The sequence below is a fragment of the Pseudanabaena sp. PCC 9330 genome, assembly GCF_055795045.1.
In genome coordinates this window covers 105,389-128,976 of the sequence record NZ_JAYFES010000117.1, presented here as the reverse complement: position 1 = coordinate 128,976, position 23,588 = coordinate 105,389, and the positions used below count along the sequence as shown (strand labels likewise).

Annotated in this window: 19 protein-coding genes and 1 tRNA gene; 11 read left to right on the top strand and 9 right to left on the bottom strand. The window is 57.4% G+C overall.

Annotated elements, in window-relative coordinates; translation table 11 throughout:
• Positions 1 to 155 precede the first annotated feature (155 nt).
• The gene (locus AC0QKW_RS22765; RefSeq protein ID WP_473153396.1) at positions 156 to 1,484 is read right to left on the bottom strand and encodes a DUF2254 domain-containing protein; all 1,329 of its coding nucleotides are present in this window, start codon (positions 1,482 to 1,484) and stop codon (positions 156 to 158) included.
• Between the two features lie 171 nt (positions 1,485 to 1,655).
• Here AC0QKW_RS22765 and AC0QKW_RS22760 point away from each other — a divergent pair, with 171 nt between their 5' ends.
• Both AC0QKW_RS22760 and AC0QKW_RS22755 read left to right on the top strand, forming a co-directional pair.
• On the top strand, positions 1,656 to 1,793 hold the full coding sequence (locus tag AC0QKW_RS22760; protein ID WP_473153395.1) for a hypothetical protein: 138 nt from the start codon (positions 1,656 to 1,658) through the stop codon (positions 1,791 to 1,793).
• Positions 1,794 to 1,830: 37 nt separating this feature from the next.
• Positions 1,831 to 2,586, top strand: coding sequence for a sterol desaturase family protein (locus tag AC0QKW_RS22755; RefSeq protein ID WP_473153394.1), 756 nt, complete (start codon positions 1,831 to 1,833; stop codon positions 2,584 to 2,586).
• Positions 2,587 to 2,637: 51 nt separating this feature from the next.
• Here AC0QKW_RS22755 and AC0QKW_RS22750 read toward each other — a convergent pair whose 3' ends face one another.
• Entirely contained in the window at positions 2,638 to 3,912 is a 1,275-nt protein-coding gene (locus AC0QKW_RS22750; RefSeq protein ID WP_473153393.1) for a class I SAM-dependent methyltransferase, read from the bottom strand.
• A 933-nt stretch (positions 3,913 to 4,845) separates the two neighbouring features.
• Here AC0QKW_RS22750 and argJ point away from each other — a divergent pair.
• Positions 4,846 to 6,087 (top strand): bifunctional ornithine acetyltransferase/N-acetylglutamate synthase, encoded by a 1,242-nt coding sequence (gene argJ, locus AC0QKW_RS22745; RefSeq protein WP_473153392.1) that lies wholly within the window; start codon positions 4,846 to 4,848, stop codon positions 6,085 to 6,087.
• A 3-nt stretch (positions 6,088 to 6,090) separates the two neighbouring features.
• Here argJ and AC0QKW_RS22740 read toward each other — a convergent pair whose 3' ends face one another.
• On the bottom strand, positions 6,091 to 7,338 hold the full coding sequence (locus tag AC0QKW_RS22740; protein ID WP_473153391.1) for a DUF3095 domain-containing protein: 1,248 nt from the start codon (positions 7,336 to 7,338) through the stop codon (positions 6,091 to 6,093).
• 286 nt (positions 7,339 to 7,624) lie between these two features.
• On the opposite strand from AC0QKW_RS22740, the gene AC0QKW_RS22735 reads away from it, so the two are divergent.
• Together AC0QKW_RS22735 and AC0QKW_RS22730 are read left to right on the top strand one after the other, a co-directional pair.
• Positions 7,625 to 7,696: transfer RNA gene (locus AC0QKW_RS22735), tRNA-Gln, on the top strand.
• A gap of 244 nt (positions 7,697 to 7,940) precedes the next feature.
• Entirely contained in the window at positions 7,941 to 8,897 is a 957-nt protein-coding gene (locus AC0QKW_RS22730; RefSeq protein ID WP_473153390.1) for a YihY/virulence factor BrkB family protein, read from the top strand.
• Here AC0QKW_RS22730 and speA read toward each other — a convergent pair.
• Positions 8,872 to 10,869: a biosynthetic arginine decarboxylase gene (gene speA / locus AC0QKW_RS22725; protein ID WP_473153389.1), complete on the bottom strand. Its 1,998-nt coding sequence runs from the start codon at positions 10,867 to 10,869 to the stop codon at positions 8,872 to 8,874. The two genes, AC0QKW_RS22730 and speA, sit on opposite strands and share 26 nt — an antisense overlap.
• 117 nt (positions 10,870 to 10,986) lie before the next feature.
• Here speA and AC0QKW_RS22720 point away from each other — a divergent pair, with 117 nt between their 5' ends.
• Positions 10,987 to 11,250: a hypothetical protein gene (locus AC0QKW_RS22720; protein ID WP_473153388.1), complete on the top strand. Its 264-nt coding sequence runs from the start codon at positions 10,987 to 10,989 to the stop codon at positions 11,248 to 11,250.
• A 134-nt stretch (positions 11,251 to 11,384) separates the two neighbouring features.
• Positions 11,385 to 13,718: a GUN4 domain-containing protein gene (locus AC0QKW_RS22715; RefSeq protein ID WP_473153387.1), complete on the top strand. Its 2,334-nt coding sequence runs from the start codon at positions 11,385 to 11,387 to the stop codon at positions 13,716 to 13,718.
• Between the two features lie 414 nt (positions 13,719 to 14,132).
• Here the strand turns inward: AC0QKW_RS22715 and AC0QKW_RS22710 are convergent, their stop codons facing one another.
• Complete coding sequence (locus tag AC0QKW_RS22710) at positions 14,133 to 14,618, bottom strand: REP-associated tyrosine transposase (protein ID WP_473153386.1); 486 nt, start codon at positions 14,616 to 14,618, stop codon at positions 14,133 to 14,135.
• A 190-nt stretch (positions 14,619 to 14,808) separates the two neighbouring features.
• The gene (locus AC0QKW_RS22705; protein ID WP_473153385.1) at positions 14,809 to 15,453 is read right to left on the bottom strand and encodes a DUF8196 domain-containing protein; all 645 of its coding nucleotides are present in this window, start codon (positions 15,451 to 15,453) and stop codon (positions 14,809 to 14,811) included.
• A gap of 260 nt (positions 15,454 to 15,713) precedes the next feature.
• Between AC0QKW_RS22705 and secA the strand changes: the two genes are divergently transcribed.
• Positions 15,714 to 18,503: a preprotein translocase subunit SecA gene (gene secA, locus AC0QKW_RS22700; RefSeq protein WP_473153384.1), complete on the top strand. Its 2,790-nt coding sequence runs from the start codon at positions 15,714 to 15,716 to the stop codon at positions 18,501 to 18,503.
• Between the two features lie 18 nt (positions 18,504 to 18,521).
• Complete coding sequence (locus AC0QKW_RS22695; protein WP_473153383.1) at positions 18,522 to 18,686, top strand: hypothetical protein; 165 nt, start codon at positions 18,522 to 18,524, stop codon at positions 18,684 to 18,686.
• Here the strand turns inward: AC0QKW_RS22695 and AC0QKW_RS22690 are convergent.
• Positions 18,679 to 19,932, bottom strand: coding sequence for a M23 family metallopeptidase (locus AC0QKW_RS22690; protein WP_473153382.1), 1,254 nt, complete (start codon positions 19,930 to 19,932; stop codon positions 18,679 to 18,681). The two genes, AC0QKW_RS22695 and AC0QKW_RS22690, sit on opposite strands and share 8 nt — an antisense overlap.
• On the opposite strand from AC0QKW_RS22690, the gene AC0QKW_RS22685 reads away from it, so the two are divergent.
• Positions 19,931 to 20,053, top strand: coding sequence for a hypothetical protein (locus AC0QKW_RS22685; protein WP_473153381.1), 123 nt, complete (start codon positions 19,931 to 19,933; stop codon positions 20,051 to 20,053). The two genes, AC0QKW_RS22690 and AC0QKW_RS22685, sit on opposite strands and share 2 nt — an antisense overlap.
• Before the next feature lie 177 nt (positions 20,054 to 20,230).
• Complete coding sequence (locus AC0QKW_RS22680) at positions 20,231 to 22,240, top strand: ABC1 kinase family protein (RefSeq protein WP_473153380.1); 2,010 nt, start codon at positions 20,231 to 20,233, stop codon at positions 22,238 to 22,240.
• 77 nt (positions 22,241 to 22,317) lie between these two features.
• Here AC0QKW_RS22680 and AC0QKW_RS22675 read toward each other — a convergent pair whose 3' ends face one another.
• Both AC0QKW_RS22675 and AC0QKW_RS22670 read right to left on the bottom strand, forming a co-directional pair.
• Positions 22,318 to 22,503: a DUF4278 domain-containing protein gene (locus AC0QKW_RS22675; protein WP_473153661.1), complete on the bottom strand. Its 186-nt coding sequence runs from the start codon at positions 22,501 to 22,503 to the stop codon at positions 22,318 to 22,320.
• Positions 22,504 to 22,998: 495 nt separating this feature from the next.
• Positions 22,999 to 23,526: a DUF937 domain-containing protein gene (locus tag AC0QKW_RS22670; protein WP_473153379.1), complete on the bottom strand. Its 528-nt coding sequence runs from the start codon at positions 23,524 to 23,526 to the stop codon at positions 22,999 to 23,001.
• Positions 23,527 to 23,588 lie beyond the last annotated feature (62 nt).

Here is a 23,588-nt window from a genome sequence, read left to right as displayed (position 1 = left end):
ATCGCGCCTTTACCACACCCCTGCTAATGAACGCGAGAATCCGGAAAGTTCACTCCTCAGCAAGCAGGGCTGGAGTTCGCCCAACGCTGCAAAACCCGCGTGACCCCTGGCCGAGTTTGCCCTCCACCAGGGGTCTATATCAAATATCTAGTTCCTTAAAGCTGCTCGATCGCCCGGATAGTGGCTAAGGATTGTGCTTTGACATCCTGGCGGTCGAGCTCTTCGACGATGGCCGCTTGGCTGCCCCGCTCAATCATTTGGGCCTGACGCCGGAGGGCGGCACGGTCGGCGGGTCGGTAGGTGAAGGGGGCAATGACTGCGATCGCCTCTAGCAGCCGGATGGTCACCGCCACACTCGACCGCCCATTCTGCCGAATTTGGTTAAAGGCAGTATCGGTAACATCGGTAAACGTCAAAGAGGGCAGCGACAGTCGCAGCTGGTTTTGCTCGTCGTAGCGGTGGGGCGAGGGCATGTCGCGCCGGGCCAGACGGCACAGAGTGGCGCTAATTTGGTCTATGCAGCGGATGGCAGTAAACGGATCGTTAATGCCGGGTGACAGGGCGCGCACCGCAATCTCAACCAGCTGGTTAATGGAAAATTCTAGGTCTTGCTGGTTGGTACGCTTAGAGCCCAGCACAAAGGCTCCATCAACCTGAGATGTCAGGGATTTATTGACCTTGTCTTTAGGGAATACCCGCGCTAGCTCACTACCCTGCACCACAAAGCGACCGGGGCGCGACTGCACTTGAATCATCAGATCGTTGTCTGTGGCAATCTGCATGAGTTGGCCATCGTCAAAAGCCTGAAGATAGCCATCATCCTTGGCGTTGACCGGGTAAGAGTGGCGGTTAAAATCGGTGGGGAGTTCGGCGGCGGCTTCGGTCTGGCTTGAAAAGCTGTGCTCGGTGGTTTCAGGAAACAGCCGCTGGATAGCGTGATCCAGGTCTTCGCCGACGGCGTTGATCACGTTATCGACCTGAATAGATGAGGCGGCGTGGTGCAGAAAGTAAATGAGCACGCCAATGCTGGCGATCGCTAAACCAATAGCGCAGGTGACCGCCACATGGGGCACAAACTCGCGGCCCTCTGACTCGTTTACGGTGCGCAGCACCATCAGGCAGTACACAAAGGTAGAAATAAACGTCCCCAGCACCACCTGGTTACCGGTATCTTGCATAAAATTTCGCAGCAGACGCGGCCCAAATTGGGAAGAGGCCAGTTGTAGCGCCACAATCGTGATGGAAAAGGCCGTGGTGGCCACGCTCACCATCGAACCGGCGATCGCAGAGAGTACCGCCCGAGACCCGCTAGGCCCCAACGAATACACCCAGCTCACATCGCTGATAATGTCAGACTCTAGCCGGTGATCGATACCAATAGTAAAAAACGAAAGCCCGATGGCTAGCCCAACCATGAGCGATGGCACAAACCAAAAGCTAGAGTTTAAAGAATCCCACCATTTGCTTAACTTGATCGACTTCATCAAAAGTTAAGCCTCCAGAGCGCATTGCCTAATCTGCTATCTTGCGGGGTGGCCAAGACGACTGACTGCCCAGTAGTAGTCTATCCAGAAAAGGGGCAGTGCCCCTGGGTTAGCCCATAACCCGCGTTAGTTGGGGTCAGTCAAAATAAAGTCATTTTCAACCTCGGCGAGTTGATTACCCACCGGGCGATCGCCCGCATCCGCCAGGCCCAGGTGCTCGACCTGCGGCTAAACTCGGTTTACACCGGCAGCCCTCAGATCTCATTAGGCAATTTGCGCGCACCCCGGCCAGGCATTGCCGCATTGTAGAATCATCGAGAAAGACGAAGGCAAGGACTAAACCCGCTTGAGAGAAAACTCGTTTGAATTTTACAGCCTTGCCTTTTTAGCAATTATTCTCGGGCGCTATTTTCTAGTTGCAGGGCTCACCTACTGGGTGTTTTACGGCTCCGAGAGGGCTCAAAAGATGTTCCCCCGGTCTCCCTCCTGGCGGATAATTCGCCACGACATTCAGCTATCGGCGATCGCAGCAGTGGTATTTGCGATTGCCGCCGCCCTCATTCTCTCGGCCCACAGTGCCGGGTTAACCCGCCTCTACAGCGACCCCCACGCCTGCGGTCTGTGGTACCTGGGGGCCAGCTACGGGGCCGCGCTGGTGTTGCAAGACACCTACTTTTACTTCACCCATCGCCTATTTCATCATCCCAGACTCTTTGCCTGGCTGCACCGGGGGCACCACCGATCGCGCTACCCCACCCCCTGGACATCTTTTGCCTTTGACCCCCTAGAGGCCGTGGTGCAGGCGCTGTTTTTGGTGGGGTTGGTGTTTGTACTGCCGCTGCACTTCATCACCATGATTGCCGTCCTCACCACCATGACCGTGTGGGCGGTGATCAACCACCTGGGGCCAGATCGCCTCCCGGCCCTATTTCCCCACCACTGGCTAGGGCAATGGGTGATTGGCCCTGCCCACCACTCCCTTCATCACCTCAGATACACCGTTCACTACGGGCTTTACTTTACCTTTTGGGATCGGCTCCTGGGCACTCAAGATTCTGGCTATGCCCAGGCCCTCAACAACTCTTTTTTACCAGATAAGTAAGGCGACTTCGGAAAAACAGTTTCCTCAATGGCAATATCATTGCTCTTTTTATTACACCTTGGCAAAGAAATTAGGCCTTGCCGTAATTTGATAAACCTGAGGATATGTCCCTGCCATAAAGGCCCCGACACACATTAATAGATAAAATTCCCAGTGACGCTTCCATTCATCAATGGTTTTAAAGGGGGTTGAGTCGAGCATGAGCTGAATATGAGGCTTGATATCATCCCAATTTTTTTGGAAGTAGTGATTCCAAGAACGTAAAGTTGCCGGGTAGTTGTCGAAAATATTGTTCTCTTTGATCTTTACAAACTGACGATTACTCTCGATCGCCTTACCCAGCTCCGATGGAGAGCCCAGCGAAGCATGGGGAAATATGTATCGATTGATATAAGGATCAGAGATTAAAGTGGGATGATCAGATCCAATCGTTTGTATTCCCAGCAGTCCATCAGAACTGATTACCTCACGCACATTGCCTAGGATATGGGGCCAGTTTCGGGTGCCGCCATGTTCAATGGTTTCAAGAAAAATGCACTTTGTAATCTGCTCAACCCCAGCTTGAGCGAGAATATTTGGATAGCGATTGTGGTAGCTATGATTAAAGAAGTGATAATTCTTCATTCCCTCAAACTTAGAACGACAGTAGTCGACCTGTACGTCTGAGATGGTGATTCCAACATAGGTGATATTGAACTGATGCTTTAAGTAGTCTGGTAGCGTTCCCCATCCGCAACCACAGTCTAAAACTATATCCCCATCGCTAATGTTCAGTTCGTCAACCCAATAGGCTAAGTTTTGATTTTGGGCAGCGGTAAGGTTTTCGGGTATTTGAGTCAGCCCTGTCCAATCTCCCGTCGTATATTTCATCGACTCTCCCAAAAAACCTTCATACAATTCAGTCGGAAGGTCGTAGTGGGTCTTAGCAACATCCATTTGCCGAATCAATGAAATATTAAAGACCTTGTAGAGCAGCTGCTCTAAAAACAAGTAAGGCGAATTGGGCAGCTCAAAAACAATGGAATTCCTTCTTTCTTCTACATTGAGAGCAAATAGGCGCTCAAACAAAAGGTCAAGTCGCTCACAGCGCCATAGGCCCTGAATGTAAGTATTGCCAAGCCCTAGAGTTTTGAAGGTCTTAAACTGACTGATTACTTTCTGGCGCTGATTATCTCTACAAACAATATCCCAAGGGTTTACTCCTGTTAAAGCGTCCTGCTCCGACAAAACTCGGATATCTTGGCGAATCAAAAGTTGATCAACTAAATCTACTGATTCAAAGCTAGCAGCTGGAATTCTTTGACGAACTTGCGATAGCGAAGACATAATTACCCTCTCTATATTTAGCAGAAAAAGAATTTAGAAGTGCCTAATGCTTACTAGTATCTATAGTAGATTCTTCGATCTAGGGGGCAAGTCTTAGGCGGCAGCTAAATGCATATTATTTACAACTCTTTATCAAACTTTGCGGACGTCGCCTTGCTGACAGAAAAGTAGGCTATGAGCGCTGATGAATGAAATTAAATCACTGCAATCATTTGCTCAGGTTCGCTCATTTCGCAGCGATTTTTCAAAATTGTCCCCGGCAGAGGGGGCTGATAGCCTTTGGCCGAGGTGTTGACTAAAGTTGTGCACTCCTTCGCGTCACTAAGCGTTTTTGTCAATCGGCACGGGGCTGTCAAGAGGAGACGCATTGAGACCAAATCCGAGTCCCATAACCCCGATTCCCCAAAGGCCAAGCCGTAGGGGCAAACGGTTGTTTGCCCGGCTGAATCGGGGGTAGCCAAGGAGGATTTAGTATGAAACCCTCTCATACACAGATTTTCTTAGGTTGGATCAAGGGCGAGGGCAGAGGCCGATCGCCATCGCCGAAGTCGTCCGTTTCCCTCATGCCCCATGCGGCCTGACCCAACGCGGCCTGAGAGGATGTTTTAGAAGGGTCAGTTTGAGGATCAAAAGCTACCTGTACGGATCACCCAGTTCCTTAAAACCCTCATTCCTTCGTAGCAGTTCCTCGGTAGTCCAGGTAGTTCAAGCTACTCCGTCAGACTCTTCAAACACCCTCTGACCCAACTACGATCGTCCAACCTTCAGCACCAGTTAAAAATCTTTTCGCACCCAGGGTACTAACCAGTCGCTAGGGTGCGGAAAGGTTTGGAGAAAGGTTCTCGCCGACGCGAGTGCACAGTCCACCGCCAGCAGCGGCATTCCTTCAGAAGCTTGGTATAATCCCCGGCAGCACCTATGGGATACAGCGGCATGGCAGACTGGCAAATTATTTCGGGGGGCATTACAGCGCCCAAGGGCTTTCAGGCGGCGGGCATTGTCGCCGGGCTCAAGCCGTCGGGTGCCCCCGATCTGGCGCTGATTTATTCAGACTGTGAGGCGATCGCCGCCGGAGTCTTTACCACCAGCCACGTGCGTGCTGCCTGCGTCGACTACTGCCGTCAACGCCTTGAGGCCCGCCCCAGTGCCCGTGCCATTCTCATCAACGCGGGTCAGGCCAACGCCTGCACCGGTAACCAGGGCTGGGTCGACACCGTCGAAAGTGCTGCCGCCCTCGGGTCTGCGTTAAATCTGCCCCCCGAAGCCGTGCTGATCGCCTCCACCGGGGTGATCGGCCAGCGCATCAAAATGGATCAGCTCAAGGCGGGCATTCCTACCCTGGTCGAGAGCCTGTCAACCGAGGGCTCAGACGCTGCCGCCGGGGCGATCGTCACCACCGACCTGGTGACCAAGACCATCGCCATGGAAACCACCATTCACGATCGCCCGGTGCGCATCGGCGGCATTGCCAAGGGATCGGGCATGATTCACCCCAACATGGCGACCATGCTGGCCTTTATCACCTGCGATGCCACCGTGTCGCCTACCCTCTGGCAAGACATGCTGCGCCGTGCTGCCGATCGCAGCTTTAACCAGATCACCGTCGATGGCGACAGCAGCACCAACGACACCCTGATTGCCCTGGCCAACGGCGAGTCGCGCACTCCTGCCATCACCGACGAGGGGGCCGAGGCCGACCAGCTCGAAGCCATGCTCACCGCCGTCTGCCAATACCTGGCCAAGTGCGTGGCCCGCGACGGCGAAGGGGCCACCTGTTTGATCGAGGTCAGCGTCACTGGGGCTGTCACCGCTGCCACTGCGGGGCAGGTGGCTAAGGCGATCGCCGGGTCATCGCTGGTTAAATCGGCCATCTTTGGCCATGACCCCAACTGGGGCCGTATTGCGGCCGCCGCCGGGCGGGCCGGGGTGCCCTTTGACCAGAGCGACCTGCGGGTGCAGCTGGGCGATATTTTGCTGATGGAGCGCGGCCAGCCCCTGGCCTTCGATCGCCCCGCCGCCAGCGCCTACCTCACCGCTGCCACCCAGGGCGAATACCTCAAGACCGACACCGTTGCCATTCAGGTCAGCATTGGCGATGGCCCCGGCAGTGGGCAGGCCTGGGGCTGCGACCTCAGCTACGACTACGTCAAAATCAACGCCGAATACACGACTTAGCCCCTACCCCGCCTGAATGCCCAGGGGCGGCCCCAGCCGCCGGGGGCGGTGCTTGGCCAGGCGCGAGTAGGCCTGCCAATTTTGAGCCTTGCCCTGGAGTCGGGCCTTGAGCCGCTGGGCTGCCAGGGCATAGCCGCCATCGGCCCCGTCGATCAGGTGAAAGTGGCGATCGCGGCGATCCATGATCAGGCAGGTCATCAGCGCTCGGTCAGAGACATGAATGCCGTAGGCCAGGTGGCCTTGCTCTAGGCGAGATTCTAAGTAGCGCACCAGCTGCTCGGTCTGGGCAGGGCTACCGGCGATCACCATGCGCAGCAGGTCGTCAATTTTTTGATAGTCGGAGGCGGCCCGCACATCGGCCTTGTACTGGCCCCAGTCGACGCCTCCAGCCTGCACCTTGCCGGCCATCAGGCCCAGGCCCACCAGGGTTTCGAGGTAGGCCTGGGCGGTGTAGAGGGCGCGATCGCCCCAGTGCAAACTTTTGGCCCTGGCCTTAGCTTCGGCCCGCAGCCGCCCTGGGTTGACCGACAGATTGAGCGCAGCGGCGGCGGCCACCGGGTGGTAGCTTTCGCCGCCGCCATAGATGCTGCCAATGGTTTCGAGCACCTCGCGGTAGAGATAGTCATTCACATAGCCACCGCTGGGCAGGGCCGCCACAATCAGGCTCAGAGTGTGGCCCTGGGGGCTAGGAATATCTTGCCAGCGGCACTCCAGCCCGGCCAGGTTGGCGGTGGTGCGATCGCCCGGTACATCTAACCGATAGATAGGGTTGGCCTTGATCAGCTCGGTGGCATAGGTGAGGCCACCGCCGATAAAGCTGGCCTGGCAGTAGGTGGGGCTGAGGCGAACTTTGGCCACCCGCACCGGATGCTGGGGCCATACCGCCGTCAGCGGCACAATGCCCACCCGCAAATCGAGGCCAAAGGAGTCGCGGGCCAGGGCACGAACGCCCAGCAGCGCTTCGCGAGCGGCCTGCACAGCGGCGGGGGGCACCAGCAGCACCGCCCCATCGCCGCCAAACACAAAAGGCACCTCCAGCGGGGCTACGGCATTGAGCACCGCCATGATCGAGCTGGCCCCCAGCACATTGACCTCTTTGTACTGCCCCTGGGCGATCGCCTGGGTCGAAGCCACCACGTCGGTAATCAGGGCATACCAGTCGGCGGGGGCGTCAGTATAGTTGCTGGGGTTCGCCAACGCTAGAAATTGTTCTAGGGGCGGCAGATCGGCATAAAACCTATCAGAAGCCATGACAGCCAAACCAAAAATAGATTACAGACGGCTAAAGGGCACCCTAGCGCAACGTCTCCGGATATTTCTTATTTTGAGACGTTATCAACCTCTATTCAGACTGCCCAGCCCGGAGCGAATGGTATCTTTGCATACTGTTTATCCAGGTTCTTCGAGACCTTACAGCTTTAGAGCCGGGAGAGATCTCGCTCTGGGGCAGCTCAACGCCCTAACGCCTCAAATTAATCTGAGGAGAAATCTTGACAGTAGTGCGACCTAAGCTGTTATAGTATCAAAGCGATAACGATGGGGTGTCGCCAAGTGGTAAGGCACCGGGTTTTGGTCCCGGCATTCCTAGGTTCGAATCCTAGCACCCCAGTTAATTTATTAATTTGCTCATATTTTTGGCTGGTATAGGACTTAAGGTGGTTCTATATTGGCCACTTGTGCGCCTGGGTTTTTCTCAACTTCTACCCAGAGATGTATTCCTAGGCGACAGCAGCACGATAGGGTAATCATGCTGAGTTATCGCTGTAGCAGGGGTACCGCTATCGACTGTCTTGAGTCGATAACAGGCCTGAGGAGATGATGCAATTGCTCAGCGGCATTACCTATCCAACCCCATGATCGACTACTTTCGCACAAGCGTTCTTCCCCGGCGATCGGTGCAGCTGCTCGTGCAGACGGCATCTACCTGGCAGCGAGAAAACTGTTCTCGCATGTCGGCGGCGCTGTCTTACTACGCGCTGTTTTCACTGTTTCCCATTCTGCTGGTGATTTTAAGCGTACTGGGCTCATTTTTAGGCCCCGGTACCGATGCAGTGCAGTACGTCGAAGATGCGATCGATCAATTTTTGCCGCCCGATGCCCAGGCATTAGTCGTCACTACAATGCAAAGTCTGTACGGGTCTAGCCTGGGCGCTGGGCTAGTGGGTTTTGGGCTGTTGCTCTACTCGGCTAGCACCGTTTTTGGGGTCTTGAGCAGCTCGGTCGATCAAATATGGCAACCAGACGAGGCCGATCTAGAGGCCACCAACGGGCTCAAACAATCGGTATTGGCCTACCTGGCCAACCAGGCCACCGCCTTTCTGCTCGTGCTTAGCATTGCACTGCTGCTGCTGGTTTCGATGGCCTCAACCCTGGCGATCAGCACCCTGATCAATCTGGCTAGCGCAGTGAATACGCTGTTGCCCAACGTGCCGCTAGCCAATCTGCCCTTGGCCAGCGGCCTCCATCTGGGCTCGTCATTTTTTATTCTGGCTTTGGCGGTTTTGGGGTTAATTCGGGTGTTGCCCGCACGCCACGTTCCCTGGAGGGATATTTGGCCTGCGGCCCTGCTGACGTCAGCGTTGCTGGTGGGGCTACAGCGTTTGGTCAGCACCAGCGTGATCTCTATCGGCGAGCAGTATCTCTCCTACGGGGTGATTGGCGGCGTCATGATTTTGCTGTTATGGATCTATTTCACCTGCCAGATTTTTTTCGTAGGCTGTGCCTTTTCCCACAGCTATGCCCAGCTTTTTGGTAGCCAGCGGCACCAGCAGGCCGGGGCAAAATCTACGCCAGATAGGTGTACTGGCTGAGGCTGCGTTCGTAGTGCTGAATCAGCAGCTGCGACTCTTCGAGGGTGATGCGGTTGTCTTGCAGCGATCGCTCTGACCGACGCCGAATATTCTCAATCATGTCTTCGGCGTTGTACTGCACATAGCCCAGCACCTCGGTCATGGTGTCGCCCTTCACCACCTGCTCAACCTGGTAGCCCTTGGGGGTCATGTGAATGTGCACCGCATTGGTGTCACCAAACAGGTTGTGCAGGTTGCCCATAATTTCTTGATAAGCCCCGCCGAGAAACATGCCCAGGTAGTAGGGCTGATCCGGCTCCAGAGGGTGCAGCTCTAGCACCTGCTTAACATCTCGCAGGTCGATGAATTTGGTGATTTTGCCGTCGCTGTCGCAGGTGAGGTCGGCCAGGGTGCCCCGGCAGCTGGGTTCCTCATTGAGCCGGTGAATGGGCAAAATCGGGAACAGCTGCTCGATCGCCCAGGTGTCGGGCATCGACTGAAACACCGACAGGTTGACGTAGTAGATCGAGGCCATGCTCTGGTGCAGCTCCTCGATGTCTTCGGGCACGTGGTCGGCATCGCTAACCACCGACAGCGCCTTGCGGCAGCAGGCCCAAAACAGTCGCTCGGCCCGCGCCCGCGCCGACAGGCTGAGATAGCCAAAGTTAAACAGGCTAATAGCCTCCTCTTTGAACTGCACGGCGTCGTTGTACAGCTCTTGCACAGTGTTGGGGGTGAGACTCTGATAGATCTCGTACAGCTCACGCAAGATCATGTGGTCGTCGTCGCCAGGCACCTCAACTTCTTCGTGGGTGGGAGCATCGCTGCTGCCCAGCACGTCAAAGACCAGCACCGACTGGTGCGACACCAGCGCCCGCCCGCTCTCGCTCACTAGGGTGGGCACCGGCACGCCCTTGACCCGGCAGGCCTCTTGCACCTCGGCCACCACATCGTTGGCGTAGTTTTGGGTGCTGTAGTTTTTGGAGGCGTAGAAGGTGGTTTTAGAGCCGTCATAGTCGACCGCCAGGCCGCCGCCCACGTCTAGATAGCGCATGCCAGCGCCCAGCTCCGCCAGCTCAACGTAGATGCGGCTGGCCTCTCGCAGGGCCTCTTTGACCACGCTGATGGCCGAAATCTGCGAGCCAATGTGAAAGTGCAGGAGCTGGAGGCAGTCGAGCATGTTGGCCTGCCGCAGGCGATCGACCACGGCCAGGATCTCGGGCACGGTGAGGCCAAATTTGGCGCGATCGCCCGCCGAAATGCCCCAGCGGCCGCTGCCCTTGGTGCTGAGCTTGGCCCGCACCCCCAGCACAGGGCGAATGCCCAAGCGCTGGCTGGCCTCAATGGCGATCTCCAGCTCATTCATCTGCTCGATGACGATGATCGGCTGCTGACCCAGCCGCTGGCCCAGCATGGCGGTCTCGATATAGTCCTTATCTTTGTAGCCGTTGCAGATTAGCAGCGCCCCCGGCGTATCGAGGGTGGCCAGAGCGATCAGCAGCTCGGGCTTTGACCCGGCCTCTAGGCCAAACTGGTAGGGCCGACCGTAGCGCACCACATCTTCTAAAAGCTGCCGCTGCTGGTTGCACTTGACGGGGAAGACGCCCCGGTAGACGCCTGAGTATTTGTAGCGGGCGATCGCCTTGGCAAAGCAGGCATTGATGCGCTCAATGCGGTCTTCGAGAATATCGGAAAAGCGAATCAGCAGCGGCAGGTTGAGGTTGCGCTGCTTGATCGCCTCGACTAGATCAAATAAGTCTAGGGAACCGCCGCGATCGCCCCTGGGCGACACCGTTAAATGCCCCTCGGCATTGATCGAGAAGTAGGGCTCTCCCCAGCTGTGAATGCGGTACAGCTCTTCGCTGTTTTCGATCGTCCAGGTAGCAGCGGCCTCTGGGGTTTGCAGCATGTTTTCTAGGGTGGCCCGGTGCAGGCGAGGGGAGGCAGAAGACAGAGAAGACGCCGGAAGGGGCGGTTGCTGGGCCATATTCATAGACGGGAGAGGCTCGCTGGATAGATGCGTGGGTCAGCGGCCAGGTCGTCTGCCGCAACAGGTCTGCCGCCATAGGGCGCGACCCAAATTGTAACAAAGAGTTATGGCGGAATATCGGTGCTGTCGCTGTTGGGCCAGGCCGATCTGCTGCGGTTTTTGCCGAAGAGCCAAATGGTGGGCAAACCCATCTGGGTAATGGGCTTTTGCCAGTGGCTGCGCCCCAAGCCAGAGGCCCAGGCTCAAGGACTAGTTGATCTCCGGCACGTAGCGATCTGCGTAGTCTTGCTCGGTATGGGGCACAAGGATGATGACAGCATGCATAGGCTAATGCACATTCACCTGGTCAATGAGGCGATCGCCTCATTGACCAGGTGGTTATAGTCTTGCTCAGTGAGGGGCACTTCGAGTGATTGCACGCGTGGGGTTTTCATAGCATCGCCCCGATCTTGAGTACTCCTGTTTTCCAGGGGTGGGCCAAAATAGGAAGCAACCTGCCCCTTGCGCCAAAATCGCCCATGCTCAAGCAGATTGGACAGTCCGTTGTACGCTGGTCGCCCCTTGGCAGTAGTGCTCTAGCTTTTACATCATTTTTGGTCAAACAAGACTGGCTGGTGGCCATTGCCCTGTTTCCAGCGACGGTGATCTCTGCGGTCTGGGCGGGCTACAGCGAAAACTTCATTGATCGCCTGAGCGAAATCTACAGCGAAAGGGCTGGGAACCATGCCAACGTTGTGGCTCGGTGGCTCGATAGCCTGTTAGAAACGCTGCGATGGCAGTTCTTGGGATTTGAGAGCAAGTATCGCAAGCTGCAAGCAAAGCCCTACCAAGAGTACGGCACAGAGGGCTTTCAGCCAGATAAAACCGCCATCCCCCTGCTCGAAGAAGTGTTTGTGCCGCTGGATCTGAGCGGGGCGATCGGCAGCGAGGCATTGGGGGTGGGGAGCCTGGTACAGGCCAAAAAACTCCGCGCCGACTGGCAAAACGACCCCAGCCTGCGGTCTGAAAACCTGGACATTTGGAAACTGCTGGCTCGCACCCGTCGCGATCGCCCCTTTCGGCAGATGAGCATTTTGGCCAAGGGCGGCATGGGCAAAACCACCCTGCTGCGCCACATCACCCTGATCTATGGCCAGCGCCAGCACCGCCGCCACGGTGCCCCACCGCTGATTCCGGTGCTGCTGCGCCTGCGCGACTGGGTAGAGCTGCTCACCCAGGAGACTCCCCCCAGCCTGCCCCAGCTGATCGTGGCCCACCACGTGCCCAACCTGTCCAAAAACCATCCGCTCACTGCGCCCATCTCCTGGGCCGAGCGGCTGCTGATCAGCGGCAAAGCCCTGGTCATGTTCGACGGGTTCGATGAAATTCCCGCCGAAAAGCGGCCCCAGGTTAGCCAGTGGCTGAGCGGCCAAATGGCCGAATATCCCGAATCGGTGTTCATCCTTACCTCTCGCCCGGCGGGCTACCGCGACTACACCGCCCGGCGGCCCGCTATTCCCATCTACGTCAACAAATTCAACCCGGCCCAGCAGGAGGACTTCATTCGTCGCTGGTACCTGTGCCAGGAGCGGTGCTGCCGCAGCGATCGCCAGCGCCGCCAAGCCCAAGCGGTGGCCACCGATCGCGCCAGCGACCTGATCGCCCAGCTAGAGGCCCGCCGCAGCGAACTGGGCTACATGGCCGAAAACCCGCTGCTGCTCAACATGCTGGTCACCTTTCACCGTTTGGCCCCCAATCGGGAACTGCCCCGCCAGCGCCTCGGCCTCTACCAGGGCATCTGCAAGCTCCAGCTCGACGATCGCCCCCGCGCCCGGTTCATTCAAATGCCGCTGCCCTACAGCAAAAGCATGGCTCTGCTGCAAGCGATCGCCATTGGCATGGTCACCTCCAAAGCCAAGCGCCTGACCATCAACCGGGCCACGCTGCTGCACTTCCTCAGCCAGCATCCGCTGCTGCAAGACGAAGCAGTGGAGCCCGCCGAGTGGCTTCAGGCGATCGTCGATATCAGCGAACTGCTGGTGGAGCGCGAACCGGGGGAATACGAGTTTCCCCACGCTAGCTTTCAGGGATTTTTTGCCGCCACCTGGCTGGCCAAACCCCAGGACAGAGACACCCTGCAAAAAAATGCCCAACTGGTGCTGCAAAACTGGAACGATGCCCTCTGGCGCGAAACCGTGCTGCTCTACACCGCCCAATTACCCCCAGGGCTGCTCAGCCAGGTGATTCGCAAAGCCTGCGAACCCGGCGGTGAAGCGGCAGAACTCGCCGCCCTGGCCCTGCAAGAATATCCCCGCCCTGAGAAAATTGGGGATGACCTGAAAGCACTGCTTCAGGATTTGACCACCGTTGCCCAAGACTCGAAATATCAAAAGCTGGAGGAATTGCTGAAAGCGGGGCAGTGGCGCGAGGCAGACCAGGAAACCTATCGGCTGATGATTGCCACCGTGGGCAAGGAAGAGGGGCAGTGGTTTGATCGCAAAGATTTAGAAGAGTTTCCCTGTGAAGATCTGCTGGCAATTGACAGACTGTGGGTGAACTACAGCAACGGCAAGTTTGGCTTTAGCGTGCAAAAGAAAATTTATGTCGAGACAGGCAACCCGCTCGATGGCCAGTATCATGAAGAAACTTGGAAAGTATTTTGTGAAGCGATCGGCTGGATGAAGGACGGAAGCTATCAACTCAGCAATCTCAAAGCAGACCCTAAATTTTCTCCCGAGGGAGGGTTTCCCGTTTGGGTGGTGGGTGGTTTGGGGTTGGGGTTGGGGGTTGGTGGTTCTCTTCTCTCGCGCGGGGAGGCGGGGTTCTCTTCTCTCGTGCAGAGACTTGTGAACTGTAGCACGAGCCAGTTCTAGCGATTTTTTAAAGTTTGCAAAGCACTGCTTTTTACACGATTTACCTACCTTTCAGCGATCTGTTACCTGGCACCAGCGGGCACCCCAGATGTAGGGTGCATTCGCGGCCTCAGCAGCCTTTGTTAATGACCGACTCACTCCCATAGCCGCAATGCACCACTCCCATTCGGCAAATTTCTCAACGTACAAATTTGGTGCATTGCTTCGCGAATGCACCCTACGGGTTGGAGTAGCGGTGGATGGTTGAATAGGAGCATCCCAGACGTAGGGTGCATTCGCGGCCTCAGCAGCCTTTTTTAATGACCAACTCACTCCCATAGCCGCAATGCACCACTCCCATTCGGCAAATTTCTCAACGTACAAATTTGGTGCATTGCTTCGCGTTGGCGGAGCCTCGCCTGAGCGTTATGCACCCTACGGGTTGGAGTAGCGGTGGATGGTTGAATAGGGCCAATCAATAGCATGATGAACTAATCCGTGCTTCACCGGATTTTGATGGATGTACTCGCAATGATTGACAAAATCCTGCTCATCCCGGATGCAATGCTCCCAATAGCGACGCTGCCAAAGATTCCCCTCTCGCCGACGCTCTCCCGATGGGGATTTCTTCGATGGCAACGCTAACTCTTGCCCGCAAGCCTTAGTAACCATCAGCTTGATCAACCGCCACCGTTTAGCGTAGTCGATGTCGTCCTTCGGTAACGTCCAAACACAATGGAGGTGATCGGGCAGCAGCACAAGAGCGTCAATGCTAAAGGGGTATTTCTGGCGGATGGTGATCATAGCTTTCCGTAGAGATTGTCTACCTAAGTCGGTACAAAGCCACGGATAACGTTGATACGTGACATGGGTGAAGAAATAGCTGCCACCTGCTCGATACAGGCGTCGATAATCAGACATAGACCACCACAATGCACCACTCCAGGGTGCCCGTAGGGTGCATTCGCGGCCCAAGCATTCTTTGCCAATAACCGATTCATCCCCATGGCCGCAATGCACCACTCTCGTTTGGCAAATTGCTCAACCTATAGATTTAGTGCATGGATGCGCGTTGGCGGAGCCTCGCCTGAGCGTTATGCACCCTACGGGGCTACCAGGCCGCAGGCTGAAAGGCCGTATCGTTAGCCAGGGCCACCGTGTCACCGGTCTGCTTAATCACAAACAGCCCCTGCTGGTAGGCGTAGCGGTCTACCCCCTCGTCAATTTCGATGCCCGCCACCGCCCCATAGATGCGGTAGCTCGAATAGTGGGGAAACGCCTGCCGAAACCGCCCCAGCCGCGCCAAAAAATCATCCACATCCTGCCGCCCCAGGCGCGACTTCACCTCGATCGCCACCGCCACATCGCCATCCACAGCAAAAATGTCGATCTCCATCTCGGCCCCAGGCCGCTTCGACTGCATGCGCCGAGAAATTTCCTGTACCTCGATGCCCCGCTCCTGAAACAGGCGAATCACCGCCGGAGCCACTAGATTTTCCACAAATTGGCCCCAGCGGGTGGTCAGCCCCGCCACCTCGCGGCTGGTGTTGGCGGCAACACGCTCCAGGCGTTGCAGACGGCGATCGGCTTCAGCATTTAACTCAGCCATGCGGCGATCGGCTTCGGCGGCGCGGCGATCGGCCTCGGCATTGAGTTCAGCCATGCGGCGATCGGCTTCGGCGGCGCGGCGATCGGCCTCGGCCTGGGAGGTTTGAAAGAGCGCGTAGATGTCGGCGATGGTGACGGGGTCTGCCATGGTTGCTGGTATGTGGAGCCTATCTGCAATCCATTATGCCTCTCCTAATTTAGGTACAGAAGTAACCGAGCTTCAGCAGTGACCTCAGCACCCAGCAAACCCGCCCAGCAGGCCAGGTGATAGGATAGAAAAGCACTTTTGGCTGCTTGCAAACTCACCTTGACCCGCCCCAGGTGTGGACATTGCCCCTTGCAGAGCGATCGCCCGTTACGGTTGACTTTAAGTGCAACACCCTACGCTGACCTAGGCTGCCTGAATTCATGCTGAAGAACCTCCTCGGTGACCCCAACGCGCGCAAGCTGAAGAAATATCGTCCCGACGTGGTCGAGATCAACCTGCTGGAGGAAGAGATTCAGCAGCTCTCCGACGAGGCCCTGACGGCCAAAACTGGAGAGTTTAAGCAGCGCCTTGAAAAGGGCGAAACCCTTGATGACATTCTGCCCGAAGCCTTTGCCGTGGTGCGTGAAGCCTCGAAGCGGGTGCTGGGCATGCGCCACTTTGACGTGCAGCTGATCGGCGGCATGGTGCTCCACGACGGCCAGATCGCCGAGATGAAAACCGGGGAAGGCAAAACTCTGGTGGCGACGCTGCCGTCGTATCTCAACGCGCTGTCGGGCAAAGGTGCCCACGTGGTCACGGTCAACGACTACCTGGCCCGCCGCGACGCCGAGTGGATGGGGCAGATTCACCGCTTTTTGGGCCTCAGTGTGGGTCTGATTCAGCAGGGCATGTCGCCGACTGAGCGCAAACAAAACTACGGCTGCGACATCACCTACGGCACCAACAGCGAGTTTGGCTTTGACTATCTGCGCGACAACATGGCCACCGCCATGGAAGACGTGGTGCAGCGCCCTTTTAACTACTGCGTCATCGACGAGGTTGACTCGATTCTCGTAGACGAAGCGCGCACGCCGCTGATTATCTCTGGCCAGGTCGAGCGCCCTAGCGAAAAGTACACCCGCGCCGCCGAAGTAGCCCGCGAGCTTAACGCCGAAGACCACTACGAAGTCGATGAAAAGGCCCGCAACGTGCTGCTCACCGACGAAGGCTTTATCCGGGCTGAAGAGGTGCTGGGGGTACAAGATCTGTTCGACCCCAAAGACCCCTGGGCGCACTATATATTTAACGCCATCAAGGGCAAAGAACTCTTCACCAAAGACGTCAACTACATCGTTCGCAACGACGAGATTGTGATTGTGGACGAGTTTACCGGGCGGGTGATGCCCGGTCGCCGCTGGAGCGACGGTCTACACCAGGCGATCGAAGCCAAAGAGCATGTGGAGATTCAGCCTGAGACCCAGACTCTGGCCAGCATTACTTACCAAAATTTCTTTTTGCTCTACCCCAAGCTGTCGGGTATGACCGGTACGGCCAAGACCGAAGAAGCTGAATTTGAGCGCATCTACAAGCTCGAAGTCACCATCATCCCCACCAACCGGCCTGCCTCTCGTCGCGATCTGTCGGATGTGGTCTATAAGAACGAAGAGGCCAAGTGGAAGGCCGTGGCCGAAGAGTGCGCTGAGATGCACGAGGGCGGTCGTCCGGTGCTGGTGGGCACCACCAGCGTGGAAAAATCGGAGGTGCTGTCGGCCCTGCTGAGCGATCGCGGTGTGCCCCACAACCTGCTCAACGCCAAACCCGAGAACGTGGAGCGCGAGTCTGAGATCGTCGCCCAGGCCGGGCGCAGTGGCTCGGTCACGATCGCTACCAACATGGCCGGACGCGGTACCGACATTATCCTGGGCGGCAATGCCGAATACATGGCCCGCCTGAAGGTGCGCGAATATCTGATGCCTCGCATCGTTAAGCCCGAGGATGAAGACGAATTTTCGGTCACCGCTGTACCGGGCACCAAGGGGCGGGGCGCGGCCCAGGGGTTTGGCGGCAATAAGAAAATCAAGACCTGGAAAGCCTCCCCCGACATCTTCCCCATTGAGCTGTCGGCTGACACGGTGAACGAGCTCAAGGCCACCGTCGATTTTGCCGTGGCCACCTATGGGGAGCGCAGCCTGCCCGAGCTACAGGCCGAAGACAAGCTAGCCGTCGCCGCCGAAAAAGCCCCCACCGACGACCCGGTGATTCAAAAGCTGCGGGATGTGTACAACCGCATTCGCCACGAGTACGAGGCGTTTACCAGTACCGAGCACGACAAGGTGATCGAACGCGGTGGCCTGCACGTGATTGGCACCGAGCGCCACGAGTCGCGCCGCATCGACAACCAGCTGCGGGGCCGGGCGGGGCGTCAGGGCGACCCTGGCTCCACCAAGTTCTTCCTGAGTCTGCAAGACAACCTGCTGCGGATTTTTGGCGGCGATCGCGTCGCCGGTCTGATGAATGCTTTCCGCGTCGAAGAAGACATGCCCATCGAGTCGGGGATGCTCACCCGTTCTCTAGAAGGCGCGCAGAAAAAGGTTGAAACCTACTACTACGACATTCGCAAACAGGTGTTTGAGTACGACGAGGTGATGAACAACCAGCGCCGCGCCATCTACGCCGAGCGCCGCCGCGTGCTCGAAGGCAATGAACTCAAAGAGATGGTGATCGGCTACGCCGAGCAGACCATGGATGACATCGTCACCGCCTATATCAACCCCGAGCTGCCTCCCGAAGAGTGGAAGCTGCCCGAGATGGTCGATAAGATCAAAGAGTTTGTCTATCTGCTGGCCGACCTCACCCCCGAGCAGCTCGAAGACCTCTCCGTGGGCGAAATTCGCACCTTCCTCCACGAGCAGGCCCGCATTGCCTACGACATTAAAGAGGCCCAGGTTGACCAGATCAAGCCGGGGCTGATGCGCGAGGCCGAGCGCTTTTTCATCCTTCAGCAGATCGACAGCCTCTGGCGTGACCACCTGCAACAGATGGATGCCCTACGGGAAACCGTGGGCCTGCGCGGCTACGGCCAAAAGGATCCCCTAATTGAGTACAAGAGCGAGGGCTACGAGGTCTTCCTCGACATGATGACCGGCATTCGCCGCAACGTGGTCTACACCCTGTTCCAGTTCCAGCCCCAGCCGCAGACCCAGGTGAAAGCCTCTCAAGAAGTAGGGTAACCGCAGGGGCAGACCCACGTGTCTGCCCTACCTACTGTGGATTACCGCATGGGTAAGGCTGAGGATGACGATGCGATCGCCCGACACTTCCACGACTGGTGGCAAAACCACGGCACTCCAGGGGCTGACAGCAGCCTGATGGAGCTAGACCTGACCACCAGGTTCGAGCCCTTGACTAGTTAGGGAAATCAACCACGGTCAAAAACAGGGGAAACTCCTGCTGGCGCGGTTCTGGCTGGGGCAGTAGCGCCGATCGCCAATCGCCCTCCATACTGTAGAACTGCTCCACGGCCTCCAGCGGAATTTGCCCGGATACAGCCATGGAATCAAAGGTGTAGGGCAGCCCGTTTGCAGCCAGGGTGGGGCCATCCATCAGGTGAAAATGCAGGTGAGGGGCCGATGTATTGCCTGTGTTGCCTAGCCGACCTAAAACTTGCCCCTTTTTGACCTGCTCTCCCGGCGCTACGTCCACCGAGCCTGGCTGGAGGTGGGCATACAGGGCGTAGGCTCCGTTTCCTAGATCGAGAATCACGTTGTTGCCCAGCACGTTTTCCAGGGTGATGGTAGTGGGGTCGGGCAGGGTGGGAGGCACCTGCTCGGGCAGATCGCTGCGGGTCTGGATCACGGTGCCATCGGCCACGGCCAGCAGCTCAGCGCCATAGCCGGTATAGTGGCTCACCTCGGCCAGATCGCCTGTGGCAAGACGCCCCTGGCGATCGAGCTGCATCCAGTCGATGGCAAAGCGCTGGGCAAAGTGAATCTCGCCGTTGATGGGCAAGCCGGTACTGCGGTGACCCACCAGGGGAGAGCAGCAGCCGTTAATTGCCACCCAGCCTGGCCCTCGCAGCGGTGGCCCCAGCACCAGGGCGTCCGGCGATATCGCCAGCGCAGCTGTGGTATAGCTGAGAGAAGAAAGCTGAGTCCGCCTTGGCCCCTCTGGCGCAGAAATATCGAGCCGGTGCAGCAGGTGCTGGGGCAGGGGGCGATCCTGGGCAAAGCTGTGGTCAACCAAAAACAGGCGGGTTTCACTGGGGCCTAGGTCAGCGCTGGGGGCTGGGGCATTGCCTAGGGTGCGCAATCGCAGCAGCAGGTCGTCGTCGCTGAAAGATGCGATCGCTGGAGAAAGCTGGTCATTGACTACCACCTCCTGGGAGCTGTCTAGCGCCACCACCTCAATGCGGTTGACCGTCACCGTCACCGGGCTGGTGTTTGACAGCATCAGCTCGTACAGGCCGTGGTAGTGGCCATCCACCCCCAGCACAGGCTCGGCGGCAGGGGTCAGGGGTGAGACTACAATGGGCGTCCACTGGGGCGGGGCGGGGGCCGATGGGGGCTGGGCTAAGCCAGAGATGTGGGTCAGCCCCACCAGCGTGAGGGCACCCATCAGAGCCATCAGGCCGGTCTTGAGCCAGTTGAGGCGTTTATCCATGGCGGTTTCCTCGGTCTATGGTGTCAACCATAGAGGGTTTAGCGCCCCCGCCGCCGTTAAGAATGTTGAGCGGCGATCGCAAGGCTGCAAGACCACCAGGGGCAACAGCAGGGGGCATTAAACAAAGATCAACCTGCCGGAGAACAGCAGCAGCGGCCCTAGGGGAAAAATCCGCCAGTCACAAGTGGGGAGGTCACCACCTGGGATTCTGAAGCTAAGCCGTTACAATAGTTTACGGGACTGTTTCAGGCGATCGCTTGGGGGTCTTTGGTTATCGGTACTCTTCTCTGAGCTTGTTATGGTTTTCAATCCCACTCAGACTTCGGCTCAGCGCGTCGGTGGCTCTGTCGACATCATCGATGCCGAGGTGATTACGGTAACTGAGGAAGTGCTGGCTGAGCCCATGGTGGCCGCACCGCGCACCCTAGCCACCAAGCCCCAAGACCCCTTTGAATATTTTGGCTACGATCCCGATGCGATCGCCGCCTACTATCGCCGCCGCCCCTTTCAGGTGTGGGGGCGGTTTTTGGGCATCTTTGTGCCGCTGATTAGCTTCTTTGCCCAGATCTGGCTCGATCGCCGGGCTGGCCGCAGTGCCCAAAATGAGGCTAAACGGGCCACTCAGCTGCGCGATATGCTGACCAAACTTGGCCCCGCCTACATCAAAATTGGCCAGGCGCTCTCCACCCGGCCCGACCTGGTGCCGCCGATTTTTCTCGAAGAGCTGACCACGCTGCAAGATCAGATTCCCCCCTTCGCCAACGCGATCGCCTACCGTTTTATCGAAGAAGAGCTGGGCGCGCCCCCAAGCCAAATCTATGCCGAAATTTCGCCTGACCCGATCGCGGCGGCCTCCCTCGGGCAGGTGTATAAGGGCAAGCTGCACAGCGGCGAAGCCGTAGCGATCAAGGTGCAGCGCCCCGGTCTGGCCCAGCGCATTGCCCTCGACCTGCATATTTTGCGGGGGCTAGCCCGCTTTGCCACCAACCGCATCAGCCAGATTCGCAGCGACCTGGTGGCGATTATGGACGAGTTTGGCGATCGCATCTTCGAAGAGATGGACTACACCCACGAGGGCCAAAACGCCCAGCGTTTTGCCGCCCTCTACGGCCATATTGCCGACATCTACGTGCCCTATATCTATCCTCAGTACACCGCTCGCCGGGTGCTGACCATGGAATGGATCGAAGGCACCAAGCTGACCAACATCGACCAGCTCACCCGCCAGGGCATCGACGCCACCCATCTGATCGAGGTGGGGGTGCAATGCTCGCTGCGGCAGCTGCTAGAGCACGGCTTTTTCCACGCCGACCCGCACCCCGGCAACCTGCTGGCCATGGCCGATGGCAAGCTGGCCTACCTCGACTTCGGCATGATGAGCGAGGTCAAGCCCTACCAGCGCTACGGCCTGATCGAGGCGGTGGTCCATATGGTCAACCGCGACTTTGAGGGGCTGGCCAACGACTACGTCAAGCTGGAGTTTTTGACGCCCGACACCGACCTGACGCCGATTATCCCGGCCCTGGCCAACGTGTTTAGCAACGCCCTGGGGGCCAGCGTCGCCGAGCTCAACTTCAAGAGCATCACCGACGAATTTTCGGCCCTAATGTACGAGTACCCGTTTCGGGTGCCCGCCTACTACGCGCTGATCATTCGCTCCCTGGTCACCCTAGAGGGCATCGCCATCAACGTCGATCCTGAGTTTAAGGTGCTGAGCAAGGCCTACCCCTACGTGGCCAAGCGCCTGCTCACCGACCAGTCACCGGAGCTGCGCGCCTCTCTACAAGATCTGCTGTTTAAAGACGGCAGCTTTCGCTGGAACCGGCTAGAAAACCTGCTGCGCAACGCCCGCGACAGCGATGACTACGACATGGATCGGCTGATCGACCAGACGCTGGAGTTTTTATTTTCAGAGCGAGGGTCATTTTTGCGCGATCGCATCGTTAGCGAGCTGGTCAACGGTCTCGACAGCTTTACTCAGAGCACCGTGCACAGCTTTACCACCGCCGTGCAGCGACGCCTTGGTATTAAGCAAGATCTGCCCGTCGCCGCCACCACCGGCCCCAGCGATCTCGACCAGCTGCGCCGCATTTTAGATCTACTGCGAGAGACCCCTGGCTTCGACGCTGCCCAGGTGGCCTCTCGCCTGCCCTCTCTGCTGTTTAAGCCTGAGACCCAGGCCATGGGCCAGCAGGTGGTGTCTGGCCTAGCCCAGCGCGCCCTGGCCCGCCTAATTCGCAATCTGCTGGTGGAAGGCGAACCCAGCGCTAGCCCCCCGCAGCTGACGCCCTCCCGCCTGGGCCGCTAGCTATTTTTCCAAGGCTGAGACGGGTTAGATGCCTGAGCCACCCCTGGGGGTGGCTCAGGCATTCATGCTACTAGCTGCTACAGCTGGGCTTGATAGGCACGTCCCATAAAGCGCAACGTAACTGGCTCAGTGGTCTTGGCTGGGTGGCTATATTGTCGTGCACTCCAGGCAACGCCTCTATATTTGCCAGTCACCTCTCCTGTGTGGGTCTCAACAATAGGCCATTGACGAGAATATTCTGCACCGAGAAAATGTAGCCGCATAGGATTTCCTTTTTTCTTAAATGGGTTCAAAAAATTTGCATGTCAAACTACGGTCAAAACCAAAGATCTACAGGGCGACACCCTCATGGGTTGAAGGAATTATGACCCAAATAAATTAAGCAGCCCTGATATAAAAATTAAATTGACAAATTTGTTACAGAAATTTTTTACGCTGACTGGGATAAATAATCGGCTTAGATGGCTAATACTAAATCCTCCTTGGCTGCCCCCGATTCAGCAGGGCAAACAACCGTTTGCCCCTACGGTTCGGCCTCTGGGGAATCGGGGTTATGGGACTCGGATTTGGTATCAGCCATGGTTAGAGCTAAGCAGTCGCCTGGGAAATTAACCTGGCGGGCTGCTGTCGCCAGCCGTTGCGTATTCAAGTCCCAAAATAAAAAGCGTCCAAAGACAAAAAGCGCTGCCCGTGGGCAGCGCTCAAGAGAGGTTGTAGCTGATGGGTGCGATCGCCCAAACGGGCCATCCGGGAATGTCTTACTGCGGTGGGTTGAGAAAGCGACCGGCAAACTTCATCACCGTGCCCAGGTCGCTAGTGTTGGAGCTGCCGGAGTTGAGAAAGGCATTGAGCAGAGCGTTACCGCCGCTGGCAGCACCGGGTTTAGCGGCACCCATACCCAGCAGCCCCAGCACGACGGGCAGCAGCTGGGGCAGTAGGGTTTGCACCATGCCCGCGTCCATGCCGCTTTTTTGGGCCACCGCCTGAATCAGCTGCTGCTGCATCTGGGGCGGAATCGCCGACGCTAAAGCGGCAACGCCCCCCGCGCCGCCCAGTTTGCTCAACATACCGTCGAGCTGGTTGGTGCCCATGGTCGAGGCCTGCTGCTTGAGGGTAGGCTGTAGGGCACCGCCCAGAGCGTTTAATAGCGAGCCCATTTGGTCGCTGTTCATGCCCTGGCTACCGGCTAGCTGCTGTACAGAGCTCATTACTGAGCTGAGTTGGTCAACGCTACCCTGCTGATTGGGGTTATTGATCGAGCTCAGAACGTCAAAGAAAAGAGACATAGTTGTTCCTTATTGCGGGGAAAAATTGAGATAAAAACCCAGTGGGACAGGCTGCAAAAAGG

What these genes read in the sequence shown, in the direction of transcription:
- AC0QKW_RS22765 (WP_473153396.1), bottom strand. Translation starts at nt 1,484, where the DNA reads ATGAAGTCGATCAAGTTAAGCAAATGGTGGGATTCTTTAAACTCTAGC.
- AC0QKW_RS22750 (WP_473153393.1), bottom strand. Translation starts at nt 3,912, where the DNA reads ATGTCTTCGCTATCGCAAGTTCGTCAAAGAATTCCAGCTGCTAGCTTT.
- argJ (WP_473153392.1), top strand. Translation starts at nt 4,846, where the DNA reads ATGGCAGACTGGCAAATTATTTCGGGGGGCATTACAGCGCCCAAGGGC.
- AC0QKW_RS22740 (WP_473153391.1), bottom strand. Translation starts at nt 7,338, where the DNA reads ATGGCTTCTGATAGGTTTTATGCCGATCTGCCGCCCCTAGAACAATTT.
- AC0QKW_RS22730 (WP_473153390.1), top strand. Translation starts at nt 7,941, where the DNA reads ATGATCGACTACTTTCGCACAAGCGTTCTTCCCCGGCGATCGGTGCAG.
- speA (WP_473153389.1), bottom strand. Translation starts at nt 10,869, where the DNA reads ATGAATATGGCCCAGCAACCGCCCCTTCCGGCGTCTTCTCTGTCTTCT.
- AC0QKW_RS22715 (WP_473153387.1), top strand. Translation starts at nt 11,385, where the DNA reads ATGCTCAAGCAGATTGGACAGTCCGTTGTACGCTGGTCGCCCCTTGGC.
- AC0QKW_RS22710 (WP_473153386.1), bottom strand. Translation starts at nt 14,618, where the DNA reads ATGTCTGATTATCGACGCCTGTATCGAGCAGGTGGCAGCTATTTCTTC.
- AC0QKW_RS22705 (WP_473153385.1), bottom strand. Translation starts at nt 15,453, where the DNA reads ATGGCAGACCCCGTCACCATCGCCGACATCTACGCGCTCTTTCAAACC.
- secA (WP_473153384.1), top strand. Translation starts at nt 15,714, where the DNA reads ATGCTGAAGAACCTCCTCGGTGACCCCAACGCGCGCAAGCTGAAGAAA.
- AC0QKW_RS22685 (WP_473153381.1), top strand. Translation starts at nt 19,931, where the DNA reads ATGGCGGTTTCCTCGGTCTATGGTGTCAACCATAGAGGGTTTAGCGCC.
- AC0QKW_RS22690 (WP_473153382.1), bottom strand. Translation starts at nt 19,932, where the DNA reads ATGGATAAACGCCTCAACTGGCTCAAGACCGGCCTGATGGCTCTGATG.
- AC0QKW_RS22680 (WP_473153380.1), top strand. Translation starts at nt 20,231, where the DNA reads ATGGTTTTCAATCCCACTCAGACTTCGGCTCAGCGCGTCGGTGGCTCT.
- AC0QKW_RS22675 (WP_473153661.1), bottom strand. Translation starts at nt 22,503, where the DNA reads ATGCGGCTACATTTTCTCGGTGCAGAATATTCTCGTCAATGGCCTATT.
- AC0QKW_RS22670 (WP_473153379.1), bottom strand. Translation starts at nt 23,526, where the DNA reads ATGTCTCTTTTCTTTGACGTTCTGAGCTCGATCAATAACCCCAATCAG.